Below are 16614 nucleotides of genomic sequence, written 5' to 3'. Positions count from 1 at the left end.
CCGGTTCGCGTCGCTGTCAAATCGTTTTGTTTGTCAGCAGCAGAGAGATGAGATTATGTGGCGTTTCCAGTTTTTCGTCAACTACTTTTTTACTACTCACCGAAAAACTTTTTACTACCACCACAACTTCCTAACCCGCTTCCCCACTTCAAACTTCGCTCGCAAAAACAGCTCATTTACCTCTCAGCTGCTTCGCTTGTTTCGCGTCGTTCTCAACGGGAGGCGAACTATAGCAAACCATTTCGCCCTATGGCAAGCGATTTGTTAAAGATTTTTAAAAACAGGTAAACGCTTCCCTAAGAATGCCTGCATGCCTTCCTTTTGATCTTCTGTAGCGAAGGTACTGTGGAACAGCCGGCGCTCAAATTGAATGCCTTCCGCCAGGGTGGTTTCATAGGCACGGTTGACCGACTCCTTGATCATCATGACCGCCGGTAACGACATAGAGGAAATCACAATTGCCGCTTCCATGGCTTCCTGCAGCAATCTGTCCAATGGCACGACACGCGACACCAGGCCGGCGCGCTCAGCTTCAGCAGCATCCATCATGCGTGCGGTCAGGCACATGTCCATCGCCTTGGATTTTGATATGGCGCGTGGCAAACGCTGGGTACCGCCGGCACCGGGAATGATGCCCAGCTTGATTTCAGGCTGGCCGAATTTGGCATTGTCGGCGGCAATGATGAAGTCGCACATCATGGCCAGCTCGCAGCCGCCGCCCAGGGCAAACCCGGCTACAGCCGCAATCACCGGCTTGCGCACGCTGCGGATCTTCTCCCAGTTGCGGGTAATGTAATCGCCTTTGAATACATCCATATAGCTCAGCTCAGCCATGCCGCCGATGTCGGCGCCGGCAGCAAAGGCCTTGTCGCTACCTGTCAAGACGATGCAACCGATTTCAGGATCAGCGTCGAATTTCAGCAAAGCTTCGCCCAATTCGCTCATTAGCTGATCATTCAAGGCGTTCAGAGCCTTAGGGCGATTCAGATGGATTAGGCCGACTTTCCCTTGTATTTCAATCAGAATATTTTCGTATGTCATTGCAGATCCCATTTAACTTGAGTCGAATAAACTTAATTGTAGCGCCGCTGGATAACGGATAGGATGACTGTAACGTGGATACTTAACAGTCGCCCTCGGAATCTTCCAGCTTTCAAACTGTCTATGTTTGAGTACGGTTCGATAATAAAGCTCTATATTATTAAAGCGCTATATTAGTGCTCTGTATTAAAGCTCTGCATTAGAGCCCTATATATTACCGACAAGATCGCCAGATTTTGACCGACACCCCTTTTTCAACCAGAAGGAGGCAAGCCATGTTCAAAACCATTCTTGTACCAACCGACGGCTCTCACTTGTCAGACAAAGCCATCAATACAGCGATTGAGTTTGCCAAATTCAGCGGCGGCAAGATAATTGCCCTCTCGGTTGCCGAACCTTACCCGTTCTCGCCGATGGCGGAGAGCACCATGGCGACCGACCCTGGCACCTATGAAGAAAACATGCTGGCGCTGGCAAAGCTCAACGTGCAAAAGGTCGCCGATGCCGCCAAGACTGCTGGCGTTCCCTGTGAAGTGCTGACTGCACAGGCTTTTAATCCCGACGAAGAAATCATCAGCGCGGCCGAGAAATATCATTGCGACGCAATTTTCATGGCTTCGCATGGCCGCAGCGGTCTGAGCCGTTTGTTTTTAGGAAGCAAAACCCAACGAGTACTGGCGCACTCCACCATCCCGGTGCTGGTCCTGCGCTAAGCTCTTACCGGCAAGCTCGCCACACTCGACGCCAGACAGCGTCGAGCCTTGCCCCCCTAATGCACCGCCGCCAGCTTTGGCAGTAACAACCACATCATGCCGCGTTGCTTCATCTTGCCGGCCTTGTCGCCAGCCTCATCGCCAAAACCCCAGAAGAAATCAGCTCTTACCGCACCTTTGATGGCCCCACCGGTATCCTGCGCCACTACCAGCTGCTGTAACGGCACATTGTTATTGGGCTGAGTCGTCGCCAGGAACACCGGCGTACCCAACGGCACAAACTGCGGATCCACAGCGATCGAGCGCAACGGCGTCAGCGGCACGCCTTGCGCGCCTTTGGGCCCCTTGCTCGGATCAAGCACCTTCTCCTCCTTAAAGAAAACATAGCTAGGATTAGCGTTCAACAATTCCTGCTGCCGGCCCGGATTCGCCGCCAGCCACGCTTTGATCCCCTGCGCAGAAGCCTGGGCCAGGCTCAGCTCCCCTTTATCGACCAGATAACGGCCGATCGACTTATAGGGATAACCGTTTTGATCAGCATAGGCGACACGTACAATGCTGCCGCCGTCATTCAACTGGACTCGGCCGGAACCCTGGACCTGCAGGAAAAACGCATCGATAGGGTCATCCACCCATAAGATTTCCTTGCCGGCCAGCGCCCCGGATTTATCCAGCTCGGCGCGATTCGGATAGGGCAGCACCTTATTGCCCACCAGGCGGCCGCGCAGACGCAAGCCTTTCAACTCGGGATAAATACTCGCCAACTCGACCGTGATCAGATCCTCCGGCGCCCGGTAAATGGGCGTTTGATACGGACCACCACGCTTGCGCGACCCTTTCAGCAAAGGCTCGTAGTACCCGGTCACGAGACCATTGTCGGAACCATCGGCATTAATAACTTGATAAGGGGTGAAAAAAGATTGGAAAAATGTGCGTACTGCATTTTCATTGCTACCATCCAGCCCCGCAGCAACAGCGCATGGTTCTTTCCAGTCGGTCTTGCGCGCCAGGGTTGAGCATGAAGTCAGGAAAGCCGGTAACGCCTGGCGCAAATCGTCACTACCCCAACCCGGCAAAGCGGCAAAGGTGGTGGCGCGCAAGCTGGCGCCGGGCGTGGCGGACGGCGTCGTAGGGATGCCGGGCGGGCGCTGAGTTTCCTGCACTGGCGTGGTGACTGGGGCGGTGGTACAGGCAGCTAAACTGAGTCCGATGATTAAGGCAGTTAAGGCGGAAACGGGTAGACTGATACGTTTAAATGGCATTTAGGATTCTTTATGTGGTTAGTGGCTCTCGAAGCGTGCTTCGCCTTCTTCGTATTCGCATTCATTGTCTGGTGGACCATGTTTTCCGGCCGTAAGCCGGATCAGAAACCACCCGCCAAGTCGTTACCACCTAAAGACAAGGGCAAGGACCAATAGATTCAATCCAGAATGCGTCAATCCAGAATGCTTCAATCCCGAGCGCGTCAATGCAAAGTGCGCGGCAGGGACAGGATAAATTCCGGAATCCGCGCCTCGAATTGCTCGCCGTCCTCGGCGACGCAAAAATACTCGCCCAGCATCGAGCCTTGCGGCGTCGCCATCGAAGTGCCGCTGGTGTATTCAAACTGCTCGCCGGGCTGCAGCAAAGGCTGGTGGCCGACCACGCCCAGGCCGCGCACTTCCTCGACATGATTATTAGCGTCGGTGATTACCCAGTGGCGTGAAATCAATTGCGCGGCGACCTGGCCGGTATTCCTGATCGTGATCGCATACGCAAATACATAGTGCGAACTGTCAGGTTGAGACTGCTCTTCCAGATACTGGGTTCTGACAGAAACGGTGAATTCATAGGCGGCCATGCTGATTTCCTCGATTGACGCTATATAGCTAACAGCTCATTGCACACGAATTTACCCCTGGACGCAAGCTGCAAGGAAGCCAGGCGCAAGGCTAAAGGGTAAAATAGCGCTCTTTTTAGCGCCCTTCCCTGGATTGCCCGCCATGCCAACCTATCGTATCGCTCCCAGTATCCTCTCCGCCGACTTCGCCCGCCTGGGTGAAGAAGTACGCAATGTTGTCCGCGACGGCGCCGACATGATCCATTTCGACGTGATGGACAATCATTACGTTCCCAATCTGACCATCGGGCCGCTGGTATGCGAAGCAATCCGGCCGCACGTGCAAGTGCCGATCGATGTCCACCTGATGGTCAAACCGGTGGACCGCATCATTCCCGATTTTGCCAAGGCCGGCGCCAATATCATCACTTTCCATCCGGAAGCATCGGACCACGTCGACCGCTCGTTGCAACTGATACGCGACAACGGCTGCAAAGCCGGCCTGGTATTCAATCCGGCCACCCCGCTGCATTATCTGGATTACGTCATGGACAAGATCGACATCATCCTGATCATGTCGGTCAACCCTGGTTTCGGCGGTCAGTCGTTCATTCCGGAAGCGCTCAAGAAAATCGCCGAAGTGCGCCAGCGCATCGACGCTTCAGGTCGCGAGATCATGCTGGAAGTCGACGGCGGCATCAAGATCGAGAATATCGCCGCGGCAGCAAAGGCCGGCGCCGATACCTTTGTCGCCGGCTCGGCCATCTTCGGCAAGGCCGACTACAAAGCAGTGATTGATGACATGCGCGCCCAACTGGCAACCGTATGAATACGGCAGCACCTGAAATCGTTGCTCTAAAGGGTATCGCCGCCGCCATCATCGATCTGGACGGCACCATGCTGGATACCGCCCCGGATTTCCATGTCGCCGTGAATCGCATGCGGGCCGAACTGGCGCTGGCGCCGCTGCCGCAAAAAACGATTATCGATTTTGTCGGCAAGGGCAGCGAAAACCTGATCCGGCGCGTACTCGGCGTCGATTATCCGCCGGCAGAAGTAGAGCAACGTTTCAGCGCCGCGCTGGATTCTTATCAAAGTCACTACGCCGTGGTCAACGGCAGCTACGCCACACTCTATCCGGGCGTTCTGGACGGCCTGCAAGCGATGCGCGATAAAGGCTTGCGGCTGGCATGCGTGACCAACAAACCGCTGGCGTTCGCGGTGGCCCTGCTGCAGAAAACCGGCTTGCATGCCTATTTCGAGGTGGTGTATGGCGGCGATTCCTTCCCGCTGAAAAAACCGGACCCGATGCCGCTGCTGGCAGTGTGCGCCGATTTCAAGCTGCAACCGGCGCAGGTAGTCGCCATCGGCGACTCCAGCAACGACGCCCAGGCAGCGCGCGCCGCCGGTTGCCCGGTGTTTAACGTACCCTATGGATACAATCACGGCGAGTCTATACAAGACGTCGATTCGGATGGTATAGTCGCTTCGCTGCTTGTTGCAGCACAAAACATAAGCCACTGAACCGACTTATTTAATACATCTCTCTCATGTTTCTCGACAAAAAACATCAAGTCCCACTAGCCGCCCCTGAGGCCTGGCTATGGCGACGCTGGCAATCCTGGACCAACTAAGTCCGCTGATCGCTGCTGCCTGCTATTCACCTTTTAAGTCGCAGGCAAGTTTTTTGTAGTGCACCACCGCTGTTTTACAATAGCGGTCTGGAGAAAAACATGACTGAACTCGAATTCAAATCGCTGGCCACGCAAGGCTACAACCGTATCCCGCTGATCGCAGAAGCTTTTGCCGATCTGGAAACTCCGTTGACGCTGTATCTGAAACTGGCGCAAACCCAGCACACCGGCAAAAACACCTTCTTGCTTGAATCGGTAGTCGGCGGCGAACGTTTCGGCCGCTACTCCTTCATCGGTTTGCCGGCCAGCACGCTATTGCGCAGCTACGGCACGCGGATCGAAGTGGTCAAGGACGACAAGGTGATCGAAAGCCGCGAAGGCAATCCGCTCGATTTCATCGCCGAATTCCAATCGCGCTACAAAGTGGCGCTACGCCCTGGCCTGCCACGTTTTTGCGGCGGCCTGGCGGGTTATTTCGGTTACGACACGGTGCGCCACATCGAAAAGCGCCTGGCAAACTCGACGCCCAAGGATGATCTCGGCCTGCCTGACATTCAATTGCTGCTGACCGAAGAACTGGCGGTGATCGACAACCTGTCCGGCAAACTGTATCTCATCGTGTATGCCGATCCGACCCAGCCGGAAGCATTCTCCAAAGGCCGCCAGCGCTTGAAAGATTTGCGCAACATGCTGCGCCGTCCGGCCGATGCGCCAGTTACCTCGGCCTCGGTACGTACCGAAACCATACGCGAATTCAAAAAAGACGACTATCTGAAAGCTGTCGCCAAAGCCCAGGAATATGTCATGGCGGGCGACCTGATGCAGGTCCAGATCGGCCAGCGCATCAAGAAGCCATATGTCGATTCACCGCTGATGCTGTATCGCGCCTTGCGCTCGCTGAATCCATCGCCTTACATGTATTTCTACAATTTCGGCGACATGCAGATTGTCGGCGCCTCGCCGGAAATCCTGGTGCGCAATGAGCAAACCTCAGCCCCCAAGGCAAATGGCGAAAGCAAGCGTAAAGTCACGATTCGCCCTCTGGCCGGCACCCGGCCGCGCGGTTCGACGCCGGAACAGGACGAGCAACTGGCCACCGAACTGTTGGCCGATCCGAAGGAAATCGCCGAACATGTGATGCTGATCGATCTGGCGCGCAACGACATCGGCCGTATCGCCGAGACCGGCAGCGTCAAGGTCACCGACCAGATGGTGATTGAAAAATATTCGCATGTGCAGCACATCGTCTCCAATGTCGAAGGCGAGCTCAAATCCGGCCTGTCGAATCTGGACGTCTTGAAAGCCACCTTTCCGGCCGGCACCCTGTCCGGCGCGCCCAAGGTCCGCGCCATGGAAATCATCGACGAACTGGAACTGACCAAGCGCGGGATTTACGGCGGCGCCTGCGGTTACCTGTCGTTCGGCGGCGAAATGGATGTCGCCATTGCGATCCGCACCGGCGTCATCAAGGACGGCATGCTGTATGTGCAAGCCGCCGCCGGCATCGTCGCCGATTCGGTGCCCGAAATGGAATGGCAAGAAACCGAAAACAAGGCGCGCGCAGTATTGCGCGCGGCAGAACAGGTGCAAGACGGTTTAGATGGAGAAATCTGAGGCTGATCTCGGTCGTTAGCTATCGCTCATGGTCGACGGTTTACCGGCAAGAGGGCCGCATTGCTTTTCCAGCCAAAAATTCAGCGAGATTCAACGAGATTCAGCGAGAATTACCACTCGGTCGGATAGTGGTAATTCGGGCTGCCCTTACCTCCCAACGCACGGCCGATGCCAGTTGCGATCTTAGATATCTCATAAATAGCTGAATCGCCCGCCTGGTGGGCGATCCGCACGACCGGACCGAGGTTATTGAGTGCCAGCCCGATTGGCCCTGCTGCGTTAAGCAGGTTATTAACAATGCCAACTGCCCCAATCAATGCGGAACCGAACCACGCCGCCCCCATACCGCCTCCGGATACTTGCATGGTTTCTTCAATAGTGAGCTGCTTCATATGTATTTCCTTCTCGAGTAAAAACGCCAAAGAATCCCCCCTTTGGCTTGGGTATTGATCGCCTATCCGCACTCACGTAATCGACGATTAATCCTGGCGAACCGGCTGTTCATCCTTCTACAGACTTTGATAAACAAACTGTCGTGGGACGTCATCATGGCAGCAGAGCATATTCAATGATCGGGTTATTAACGCTCACCCCCGCCCTGGAGCCGTACACCTTTCGAGGATTACTGTATATCGGGCTATAGCGCTGAAAATTGGCAAACATGTGGAAAATGTATGCCATGCGCTCCCCAAGATCCTCCCAATGCGCCGTTGCGCTATAGATCGGTAAATACTTATCCTTATAAAAATTGCGAGTTCGCAGACCGTTCAAGAGATTCTTCACTTCCCTCCCCATGTCTATCGAGGCGCCATTGGAAGTAACAAAAGACCGATTCAAATAGACGCGATAGAGTGTGTTCAATGGCAAACCCAATATCGCCGGCAGCGGTTTGTCGCCAATACCCGCCCACCCTGGGAGGTGGAATATCACACCGATTGCGCTAGCAGCGCCGATCGGATTGATCACGCCACCGATACATTGCCCATTATTGAGGGCGGTCTGTGTCGCCGGCAGTCGCTGTTCGGTCAATACAGTCATAACATTTCCGTATAGCATGTACTGGCCCCGCGTCTCGCGCAATGACATACGCCTTTTCACGTCCCAGGGCCAGTAGCTATTTCGAAGAGTTTTCTCTTCGTCATAGAGTTTCATACTGTCGTAATACGCCTTGAAAGCGTTCTTGGCGTCACGCTTGGACTGCTCGTCGCCATCGATATACGTAACCCCATAACCGGAATATCGCTTCACCAGGCGGCTCCAGAACTCTTCGAAACTCAGCTGGCGATTTGCGCCATTCTTGAAGGTCTGAATAAATTGAACATATGCCACAGGCAATTGCGAAGCCAGCTGTGCGTTACCTTTACTCAACCAATAACGAGGATTCGAACCCGCAGTTTCAGCTACATCAACCAAAAAATCTTTGCCAATGCTACGCCCAACAGTATCGGACGCCCACGTGGCAAAGGTGGCCCAATCTGCCTCGTTCCCAATTAACGATCCCATTGCTATCGAGATGTCGTAGTACTGCTGCGTGATCATCTTTTCATTGCGTTCCAGTCGATCAGGGTAAGCAAGGAGTAGGTTCCCGCCCAGAATCAATCCATCCTTCTTTATGAAGGCCGCGCGTAACGCAGTAAGCTGTTCCTGCGAAAATTGGACGGGCGGGGTTGGCCATCGGATGCTGGCGACTTTGCCTAGACGCAGCGTCAGCCGGGAGACCAGCGGCTCATACCACTCTTGGTGATTCAGTATCTGCGTAGAGAACTCCCGGAACAACGCTTCATTCGCTGGCTGCAAGACAAGTGCACTCATGTCCTGCGGCTGTACACCGCTAAATGCAGCCAGGGAATTGGTCAAGCCACGGCGATTACTAAAACCGCCGCCATAGTATTGTTGTGACATATAAGCGGCAATCACATACGGATCACGCGAATCGCGCGCGGCAATTGCCGCCGCTTCCGGTTGTGGCACGTCATTCCAGTTACTCAAACGCGAAACATCGCACTGCGGCGCCGAAAAAATAGTGCCCAGCTTGATATCAGGCGGCAAGGCGCTATGCAACGTCTGCTCACCGGGGTTGCCTGATCGGGCGATAGGTGTCCGCAAGTTTGGCAATCCGCTTCCAGTCGCCTGCGTTTCATAGACAGCGCCATCCGGGATGGACAGCTCTTCGACTTTGCTCGTTCCATCCTCAGCCGTTGTGGTCGTACGCACCTTTGCTTGACCGGACAACACGCCATTAAGCGCCGCCCCCTGCAGCACCTCTACCCGAACCCCCGAGCCCGCATGGGCAGCGGAGACGCTCAGTCCAATCACTAGCGACATCAATATAAGATCCCGACACTTGTAGCTCGATGCAATTTGCCTGCCTTTAATTTTAATCATGAAATTTATTATTTTATAACATTGTAATTGCCTTTATATTAATATTTCATGCAAACCATGGACGATAACTAGCGATCATGGCTTGCACCTTACTCACTGCGAGTGAAAGAAAAACAGTTCAAATTCCCTTACCGGGTAGTTCGCAAAGAACTAATCGGCAAGACAATCCAGAATCACTCTCAATGCCGCTCAACTAAACATTGAGCGGTATAGTCGCGAGATAAAGCAGCCAGAACGGCAAGCACGGCATGAAAGGAAAGGATTTCGCGATTCAGGACGATTAATCGATTGGTTACGGTACGTCTGCCGATGGCGCCGCTCTGTATGCAATGGAAAGCGCTAAGTTCGACAGGTACACAAGGCAGCGTAATCAGTGAACAAGACGGCACCGTGACAGATACGCCGAATGTGCAGGCAGCGGCAGATGGTGTGTATCACTTGGATGTGTCCGTCACCATCGACGATCGCACGAATGCGATATCGATTCCTGTCACGGTCGGCAACCCGAGGCCGGTACTCAAGTCAACCGGCAAGGCAATACAAACGCCGCGCGGCGAAACCCTCATGATTCTGCCTGCGCAAGAGAGTAGTCGTTAATGCAGCCGCGCGGATGATCGCATGGATGATGCTTACCAACCGCGGTCGCGCCAGTTCCGCCATCCCTAGAACAATGCTGTCGCCGTCATATTTTCAGCGGCGGCGTACCTTCCTTGAATAGCTGTCCAAGCTGGCTGCGCAATTCCGGCGTGTCCTGGTGGCCATGAACACTTACTGCGTGCTGGACCGCCGCCGCCAGCAATTCTTCGTCATTGTCTGCAGCGATCGCCACAGAACAGTTGGTATCGCTCGGATATTCGCGGCAGTCGATGTATTTGCGTGTCATTGTGAACTCCTTCATTGCAGCAATGTGATTGCACGAATGCACAAATCCGACGCATGCAAACGGCCTGCTGCGAGCTCGCCTGCGAATAAATCTTAGGAATCAAGGAAGCGTTTGTCAACGCAGCGTTAGCCTTTCGCCAGCTGTCTGCCTGGAGGCCTCAGCATCAGGTCTTCAATTGCCTTTTGCCAACTTTGACGACTAACAACCGTGGCGATCTGATGCCTCCAGGCTAGTCTTTTGAATAAAACCAAACCGCTACCGATATTTCCGTTTATGATCATGGTTATTGCACGTTTTACGGCCATGACGCTATACTTTGCTGCAACGACATGTGCTTGCACTGCCTACCTATCTCCATAGATGAATACACCCCGCCTCACTGCCAACTTTATCCAGCCTGCGACTCCGCAGCTGCGATGGCGTCCCTAGACTAAGGTTGGTGGAAAGCCAAAACCACACTATGCGCCCTATAATTCAGGGCTGATTTAGTGTCGCCCGCGAGATTTTTGCGTTTGTGTTGCAACAACCGGACAACATACCGTACAAGCAACCATGCCGCGGGCAGCATTCCCAAACAAAATCAATGGGTTAGAACTATTATGCTGCTAATGATCGACAACTACGACTCCTTCACCTATAACCTGGTGCAATACCTCGGCGAACTTGGTGAAGACGTCCGTACCTTCCGCAATGACGAAATCACGCTGGATGAAATCACTGCCCTGAAACCTGATCGCATCTGCCTGTCGCCAGGCCCTTGCAGCCCGAAGGAAGCCGGGATTTGCGTCGACTTGCTGCAGCAATTTGCCGGCAAGCTGCCAATACTCGGCGTTTGCCTTGGCCATCAGGCAATCGGTGAAGCGTTCGGCGGTAAAGTGATTCGCGCGCAACAAGTGATGCATGGCAAAACCTCGCCAATTCACCATACCGGTGTCGGCGTATTCAAGGATCTGCCCAACCCGTTTACAGTGATTCGCTACCATTCGCTAGCCATCGAGCGCAGTTCGATACCGGCCTGCCTGGAAATCACGGCCTGGACCGATGACGGCGAAATCATGGGTGTGCGGCACAAGGACTACGATATCGAAGGTGTGCAATTCCACCCGGAATCGATCTTGTCGGAGCACGGCCACGCCTTGCTGCGGAATTTTGTTCAAAGAACTGTTTGAACGTTTAGCGCCGGCGCCTCGTCAGCAAATAAGGCGCCGCACTCCTCATTCGTAGAATCCGTAGAATCCGTAGCAAGGAAATCATGCCAATCACCGAACAAGAAGCCCTGTTGCGCTGCATTGAGCATCGCGAAATCTTTCACGATGAAATGCTGTCGCTGTTCCGCCGCATCATGAAGGGCGAAATGTCGCCGCTCATGATTGCGGCGTTGACCATGGGCCTTCGCGTTAAAAAAGAAACCATCGGCGAAATCGCTGCGGCGGCGCAAGTCATGCGCGAATTCGCCACTCCCGTTCCCTGCCGCGATACCGGCAATCTGGTGGATATCGTCGGCACTGGCGGCGATGGCGCGCAAACTTTCAACATCTCGACCGCCTCCATGTTTGTCGCCGCCGCCGCTGGCGCCCGGGTCGCCAAACATGGCGGCCGCAGCGTCTCGTCGTCATCCGGCAGCGCCGATGTGTTGGAATCGCTTGGCGCCAATATCAATCTGACGCCGACCCAGGTGGCAGAATCGATAGAACAGACCGGCATCGGTTTCATGTTCGCGCCGAATCACCATGCGGCGATGAAACATGCTGCGCCAGTGCGCAAAGAACTGGGTGTGCGTACCATTTTCAATATCCTTGGCCCACTGACCAATCCGGCCGGCGCGCCGAATATCCTGATGGGTGTATTCCATGCCGATCTGGTCGGGATCCAGGTGCGCGTGCTACAGCGGCTTGGTGCGCAACACGCCATCGTGGTGTGGGGCCGCGACAATATGGATGAAGTCTCGCTAGGCGCCGGCACCATGGTGGGCGAACTGGTGAACGGCGAAATTCGCGAATACGAAATCCATCCGGAAGATTTCGGCATGCAAATGATTGCCAGCCGAAATCTGAAAGTATCGAACTCGGCAGAGTCCAGACAAAAAGTGCTGGAAGCGCTGGAGGACCAGGCAGGGCCAGCGCGCGACATCGTTGCCATCAATGCCGGCGCCGCTTTGTACGCCGCCGGCGTCGCCAGTTCGATTGCGGATGGGCTGGATAAAGCCCGCGCTGTCATCGCTTCCGGTGCGGCCAAGGCCAAACTCGATCAATTCGTACAAGTCACGCAAACCATCGGCGCCGCCAACTGACGGCACGCGCAATAAAGGGATCGCACCATGTCTGATATTTTGAATAAAATCCTTGACGTCAAAGCGGATGAAGTCGCTGCGGCAAAAAAGCAGCAAGACTTTGCCAGCCTGCGCCGCGAGGTAGAGTCGGATGCAGAAGCACGCGCCGCTTTGCGCGCCTATGAAGCGGCTTTGCGCACGAAAATCACGGCGGGCCATGCCGGCGTGATTGCCGAAGTCAAAAAAGCCTCGCCGTCGAAAGGCGTGATTCGCGCCGATTTCCGGCCAGCTGAGATTGCTGCCGACTACGCAGCGCATGGCGCGGCCTGTTTGTCGGTGCTCACCGATATCCAATTCTTCCAGGGCGCGCCCGAATACCTGCAACAGGCGCGCGCCGCGTGTGCCCTGCCGGTCCTGCGCAAGGATTTCATGATCGATCCGTATCAGGTGTATCAAGCCCGTTCATGGGGCGCCGACGCCATCTTGCTGATCGTCGCCGCACTCGACCACGGCCTGATGGCGGAGCTGGAAGCTGTCGCCCATGAGCTGGGCATGAGCGTGCTGGTGGAAGTGCACAACGCCGAAGAATTAAACGCGGCGTTAAAACTGAAGAGCGCCCTGCTCGGCATCAACAACCGCAATCTGCGCACCTTCGACACTTCGCTGCAAACCACCCTGGATTTATTGCCGCAGATACCAAGCGACAAACTGGTCGTGACCGAATCCGGCATCCACACCCGGGATGACGTCAAGCGCATGCGCGACGCCAATGTCAACGCGTTCCTGGTGGGCGAAGCCTTCATGCGCGCAGCACAGCCCGGGGTTGAACTCGGCCGCCTGTTCGATAATTGAAGCGGCGTTGTTGCAGCCCGGCAGTGCGAGCGCGCCGAGCTGCAAGATCAAAACTCAGACTACCGGAAACAACACGACGACACCTACGACCGAAATATTTTTGGAGGTTTTTGATGCGCGCTATTTCTATTCTTCAAGTGGTTACCGCCACATGTTTCGGCTTGTCCATACTGGGTGGGGATGCGCTGGCGGCAAGCCCGCAAAAACAATATTCAGTGCGCGATTTCTTCCGCAATCCCGAGCAAAGCGGATTCCAGCTTTCGCCCAACGGCAAATACATCAGCTTCATGCAGCCATGGCATGGCCGCATGAACATCTTTGTCAAGAGCGTCGGCTCGGATGCTGAAGCAACCCGCATCACCTCCGAAAAGGAGCGCGACATCAGCGGCTATTTCTGGAAAGGCGACGATCACATCCTGTTTGCCAAGGATTTTGGCGGCGACGAAAATTTTCACGTGGTGTCGGTCGGCCGCGATGGCAAGGGTCTGAAAGACCTGACGCCGTATCCGAAGGTGCGCGCCCAGATTGTTGATGACCTGGAAGAGAACAAGGATGAAATCCTGGTCAGCCACAACAAACGCAATGCGGAAATATTCGATGTCTACCGGATCAACGTCCGGACCGGCGCTGAAAAGCTGGTAGCGAAAAACCCCGGCACCATCCAGTCCTGGATCACCGATCACGACGGCAAGGTGCGCGCCGCGACCACTTCCGACGGCGTCAATACCAGCCTGCTATATCGCGCCACCGAAAGCGCACCGTTCAAGACCGTGCTGACGACATCCTTCAAGGATTCGGTAAGTCCGCTGTTCTTTACCTTCGACAACAAGAAACTCTACGCATCGTCGAACCTCGGCCGCGATAAACAAGCGATAGTGATACTTGATCCGGAGACGGCCAAGGAAGAACAGGTTCTATATGAAAATCCAGAGGTCGACGTCGACGGACTGTCCTACTCGAAGAAGCGCAAGGTGCTGACCGAGATCAGTTACACCACCTGGAAAAACCAGTATAAATTCCTCGACCCGCAAAGCGAAGCTCTGCATAAAACCCTGCAGGAAAAACTGCCTGGCTACGAAATTGTTACGCAGTCGCACACCAAGGATGAATCGAAATGGATTGTCGCTGCCTACAATGACAGAACCCAAGGCAGCCGCTATCTGTTCGACAGCAAGCTCGGCACGCTGAGCAAGCTGGCCGACATCAACCCGGCCATCGCCGAACAGGACATGGCGGTGATGAAACCGGTGCAATACAAGGCGCGCGACGGCTTGCTCATCAATGCTTACCTGACGCTGCCGCTTGGCAAAGATCCGAAAAACCTGCCGGTGATCGTCAACCCGCACGGCGGCCCGTGGGTGCGCGATGTCTGGGGTTACAACCCGGAAGTGCAAATGCTGGCAAACCGCGGCTATGCGGTGCTGCAGATGAACTACCGCGGCTCAACCGGTTATGGCCGGCAGTTCTGGGAAGCCTCGTTCAAGCAATGGGGCAAGACCATGCAGGACGATATCACCGACGGCGTGCAATGGCTGGTTGAACAAGGTATCGCCGATCCTAAACGGGTAGCGATCTACGGCGGTTCCTACGGCGGTTATGCGACGCTGGCCGGGGTCGCCTTCACGCCGGATTTGTATGCGGCGGCGGTCGACTATGTCGGCGTCTCGAATATGTTCACCTTCATGAAAACCATCCCGCCATACTGGAAACCTTTCCTCGACCAGATGCACGAAATGGTCGGCGATCCGGTCAAGGACAAGGACTTGCTGACGGCGGTTTCACCAGCCTTGCACACCGACCGCATCAAGACGCCGCTGTTCGTTGCGCAAGGCGCCAATGATCCGCGCGTCAATAAAGCGGAGTCGGACCAGATCGTCGAGAGCCTGCGCAAGCGTGGCGTGCCGGTCGAATACATGGTGAAGGATAACGAAGGCCATGGCTTCCACAATGAAGAAAATCGCTTTGATTTTTATACCGCGATGGAAGGATTTTTAGCCAAGCACCTGGCGCCGAAGTAAAAGACGCCAAATTGCCTGGGAATGGCGGGCGACCGGAAACGGTCGTCCGCCATTTTTATTTTCAGCTACGGTGAAACCGCAGATCCAACAAAGCAGCGACAAAAACGATCCGCTCCTGCTTTCGATACTGTTTCTCAGCAAATCCTCATTTCAGCCTTATCCAGAGACAAAAGTTTAGTAAGTTTATTAAACAAATATATGAAATACATGATGAATAAATCCTTATATAACAAGGTGTTATGAGAGTTTATTTGAAGGATTATTTGTAAATATAATTTTTTTACTATACATTACTATCCAACTAAAACAATCCTGGGCAGCAGCCTCGCCAGCCGCAAACAGCGGCATCCGGCCTGGCAAATGCATGCGCCGGCTGGCATATAAAGAGGAGATCATGAGACCAACGATTCGGGACATCGCTTCGGCTGCGAAGGTATCCATCGGCACCGTATCGCGCGCCTTGAAAAAGCAGCCCGGCTTGACCGAGCAAACCCGCATCCATGTACAAAAAATTGCAACCCAGCTTGGCTACGACGAAGCCAATTTGCGTCAGGGAAGAATCCGGCGCCTGACTTTCCTGCTGCATCGCCAGCACAACAATTTCGTCGCCAGTCCGTTTTTTTCGCATGTGCTGCACGGTGTGGAAACAGCCTGCCGCGAGCGCAGCATCGTGCCGACCGTATTGTCGATCGGCGCCGCCGACAATGTGATGGAGCAGATCCGTCTGCACGAACCCGACGCACTGGCGGTAGCCGGTTTCATGGAACCGGAGGTATTGGAATTGCTGGCCCAGACCGGCAAACCGGTAGTGCTGATCGACCTCTGGGCGCCCGGCTTCCGCTCCATCAATCCAGACAATCTGAGCGGCGCGCTGGCCGCGACCCGCCATCTAATCAAGCTTGGCCGTCAACGGCTGGCATTCATCAGCGGCCCGCTATCTCATTACAGTATTGCGCAACGGGCGCGGGGTTATCGCCAGGCGCTGTTCGAAGCCGGCCGTTTATTCGATCCACGCCTGGAAATCAACCTGCAATCGGGACCGGAACTGCATCTGCACGCCGCCGCCGCGATGCAAAACCTGCTGCAATCCGACGCCCCGCCGGACGCCGTATTTTGTTATAACGACGCCACTGCGCTGGCCGTCATGAATGTGTGCCAGGCGCGCGGCTTGCGGATTCCGGAAGATATCGCGATCGTCGGTTTCGACAATATCGATGCCGCCGCCAGCTCCACCCCGCCACTGACCACGCTTGCGGTAGACAAGGAAGCTTTAGGCCAGATGGGCATCAAGCTATTGCTGGACGACGCTCTGGCGCAACCCGAAGTGATGCTGCCGGTGGAGTTGATACAACGCGCCAGCACACTTGGCAACTGATCCGCTATCGC

At 54.9% G+C, this 16614-nt stretch carries 17 protein-coding genes; 11 read left to right on the top strand and 6 right to left on the bottom strand.

Annotated elements, in window-relative coordinates; translation table 11 throughout:
• Positions 1-264 precede the first annotated feature (264 nt).
• A complete protein-coding gene (locus tag VNZ60_RS01560) occupies positions 265-1041 on the bottom strand; it encodes an enoyl-CoA hydratase (RefSeq protein WP_325656497.1) in 777 nt (258 codons plus the stop codon).
• A 275-nt stretch (positions 1042-1316) separates the two neighbouring features.
• Here VNZ60_RS01560 and VNZ60_RS01555 point away from each other — a divergent pair, with 275 nt between their 5' ends.
• Positions 1317-1754: a universal stress protein gene (locus VNZ60_RS01555; RefSeq protein WP_325656495.1), complete on the top strand. Its 438-nt coding sequence runs from the start codon at positions 1317-1319 to the stop codon at positions 1752-1754.
• A gap of 56 nt (positions 1755-1810) precedes the next feature.
• Here the strand turns inward: VNZ60_RS01555 and mltA are convergent, their stop codons facing one another.
• Positions 1811-3016 (bottom strand): murein transglycosylase A, encoded by a 1206-nt coding sequence (gene mltA, locus VNZ60_RS01550; protein ID WP_325656493.1) that lies wholly within the window; start codon positions 3014-3016, stop codon positions 1811-1813.
• Positions 3017-3028: 12 nt separating this feature from the next.
• Between mltA and VNZ60_RS01545 the strand changes: the two genes are divergently transcribed.
• The gene (locus VNZ60_RS01545; protein ID WP_325656491.1) at positions 3029-3172 is read left to right on the top strand and encodes a hypothetical protein; all 144 of its coding nucleotides are present in this window, start codon (positions 3029-3031) and stop codon (positions 3170-3172) included.
• A 47-nt stretch (positions 3173-3219) separates the two neighbouring features.
• Here the strand turns inward: VNZ60_RS01545 and apaG are convergent, their stop codons facing one another.
• Positions 3220-3594 (bottom strand): Co2+/Mg2+ efflux protein ApaG, encoded by a 375-nt coding sequence (gene apaG / locus VNZ60_RS01540; RefSeq protein ID WP_325656489.1) that lies wholly within the window; start codon positions 3592-3594, stop codon positions 3220-3222.
• 142 nt (positions 3595-3736) lie between these two features.
• On the opposite strand from apaG, the gene rpe reads away from it, so the two are divergent.
• From rpe to trpE, 3 genes are all read left to right on the top strand, one after another.
• Positions 3737-4402 (top strand): ribulose-phosphate 3-epimerase, encoded by a 666-nt coding sequence (rpe, locus tag VNZ60_RS01535; RefSeq protein ID WP_325656487.1) that lies wholly within the window; start codon positions 3737-3739, stop codon positions 4400-4402.
• On the top strand, positions 4399-5097 hold the full coding sequence (locus VNZ60_RS01530; protein ID WP_325656485.1) for a phosphoglycolate phosphatase: 699 nt from the start codon (positions 4399-4401) through the stop codon (positions 5095-5097). The genes rpe and VNZ60_RS01530 overlap by 4 nt, the downstream gene beginning before the upstream one ends.
• A gap of 209 nt (positions 5098-5306) precedes the next feature.
• The gene (trpE, locus tag VNZ60_RS01525) at positions 5307-6821 is read left to right on the top strand and encodes an anthranilate synthase component I (protein WP_325656483.1); all 1515 of its coding nucleotides are present in this window, start codon (positions 5307-5309) and stop codon (positions 6819-6821) included.
• 110 nt (positions 6822-6931) lie between these two features.
• Here trpE and VNZ60_RS01520 read toward each other — a convergent pair whose 3' ends face one another.
• Positions 6932-7213, bottom strand: a complete 282-nt coding sequence (locus tag VNZ60_RS01520; protein ID WP_325656481.1) for a hypothetical protein — start codon at positions 7211-7213, stop codon at positions 6932-6934.
• A 154-nt stretch (positions 7214-7367) separates the two neighbouring features.
• Positions 7368-9206: a hypothetical protein gene (locus VNZ60_RS01515; protein ID WP_325656479.1), complete on the bottom strand. Its 1839-nt coding sequence runs from the start codon at positions 9204-9206 to the stop codon at positions 7368-7370.
• Positions 9207-9494: 288 nt separating this feature from the next.
• Between VNZ60_RS01515 and VNZ60_RS01510 the strand changes: the two genes are divergently transcribed.
• Positions 9495-9803: a hypothetical protein gene (locus tag VNZ60_RS01510; RefSeq protein WP_325656478.1), complete on the top strand. Its 309-nt coding sequence runs from the start codon at positions 9495-9497 to the stop codon at positions 9801-9803.
• An 85-nt stretch (positions 9804-9888) separates the two neighbouring features.
• Here the strand turns inward: VNZ60_RS01510 and VNZ60_RS01505 are convergent, their stop codons facing one another.
• Positions 9889-10089: a DUF1059 domain-containing protein gene (locus VNZ60_RS01505; protein WP_325656477.1), complete on the bottom strand. Its 201-nt coding sequence runs from the start codon at positions 10087-10089 to the stop codon at positions 9889-9891.
• A gap of 599 nt (positions 10090-10688) precedes the next feature.
• On the opposite strand from VNZ60_RS01505, the gene VNZ60_RS01500 reads away from it, so the two are divergent.
• The 5 genes from VNZ60_RS01500 (at position 10689) to VNZ60_RS01480 (ending at position 16603) form a co-directional block, all read left to right on the top strand.
• Entirely contained in the window at positions 10689-11258 is a 570-nt protein-coding gene (locus tag VNZ60_RS01500; protein ID WP_325656475.1) for an aminodeoxychorismate/anthranilate synthase component II, read from the top strand.
• A gap of 83 nt (positions 11259-11341) precedes the next feature.
• A complete protein-coding gene (trpD, locus tag VNZ60_RS01495; protein ID WP_325656474.1) occupies positions 11342-12379 on the top strand; it encodes an anthranilate phosphoribosyltransferase in 1038 nt (345 codons plus the stop codon).
• Positions 12380-12406: 27 nt separating this feature from the next.
• Positions 12407-13210, top strand: a complete 804-nt coding sequence (gene trpC, locus VNZ60_RS01490; protein ID WP_325656473.1) for an indole-3-glycerol phosphate synthase TrpC — start codon at positions 12407-12409, stop codon at positions 13208-13210.
• Between the two features lie 128 nt (positions 13211-13338).
• A complete protein-coding gene (locus VNZ60_RS01485; protein WP_414648755.1) occupies positions 13339-15228 on the top strand; it encodes an alpha/beta hydrolase family protein in 1890 nt (629 codons plus the stop codon).
• A 394-nt stretch (positions 15229-15622) separates the two neighbouring features.
• Positions 15623-16603, top strand: coding sequence for a LacI family DNA-binding transcriptional regulator (locus tag VNZ60_RS01480; RefSeq protein WP_325656469.1), 981 nt, complete (start codon positions 15623-15625; stop codon positions 16601-16603).
• The last annotated feature ends 11 nt before the right edge of the window (positions 16604-16614 follow it).

The organism is Collimonas sp., from assembly GCF_035566375.1.
Taxonomy (GTDB): domain Bacteria; phylum Pseudomonadota; class Gammaproteobacteria; order Burkholderiales; family Burkholderiaceae_D; genus Collimonas.
Note: the sequence above shows the minus strand (reverse complement) of the source record. Positions and strands in the feature narration are given on the sequence as shown.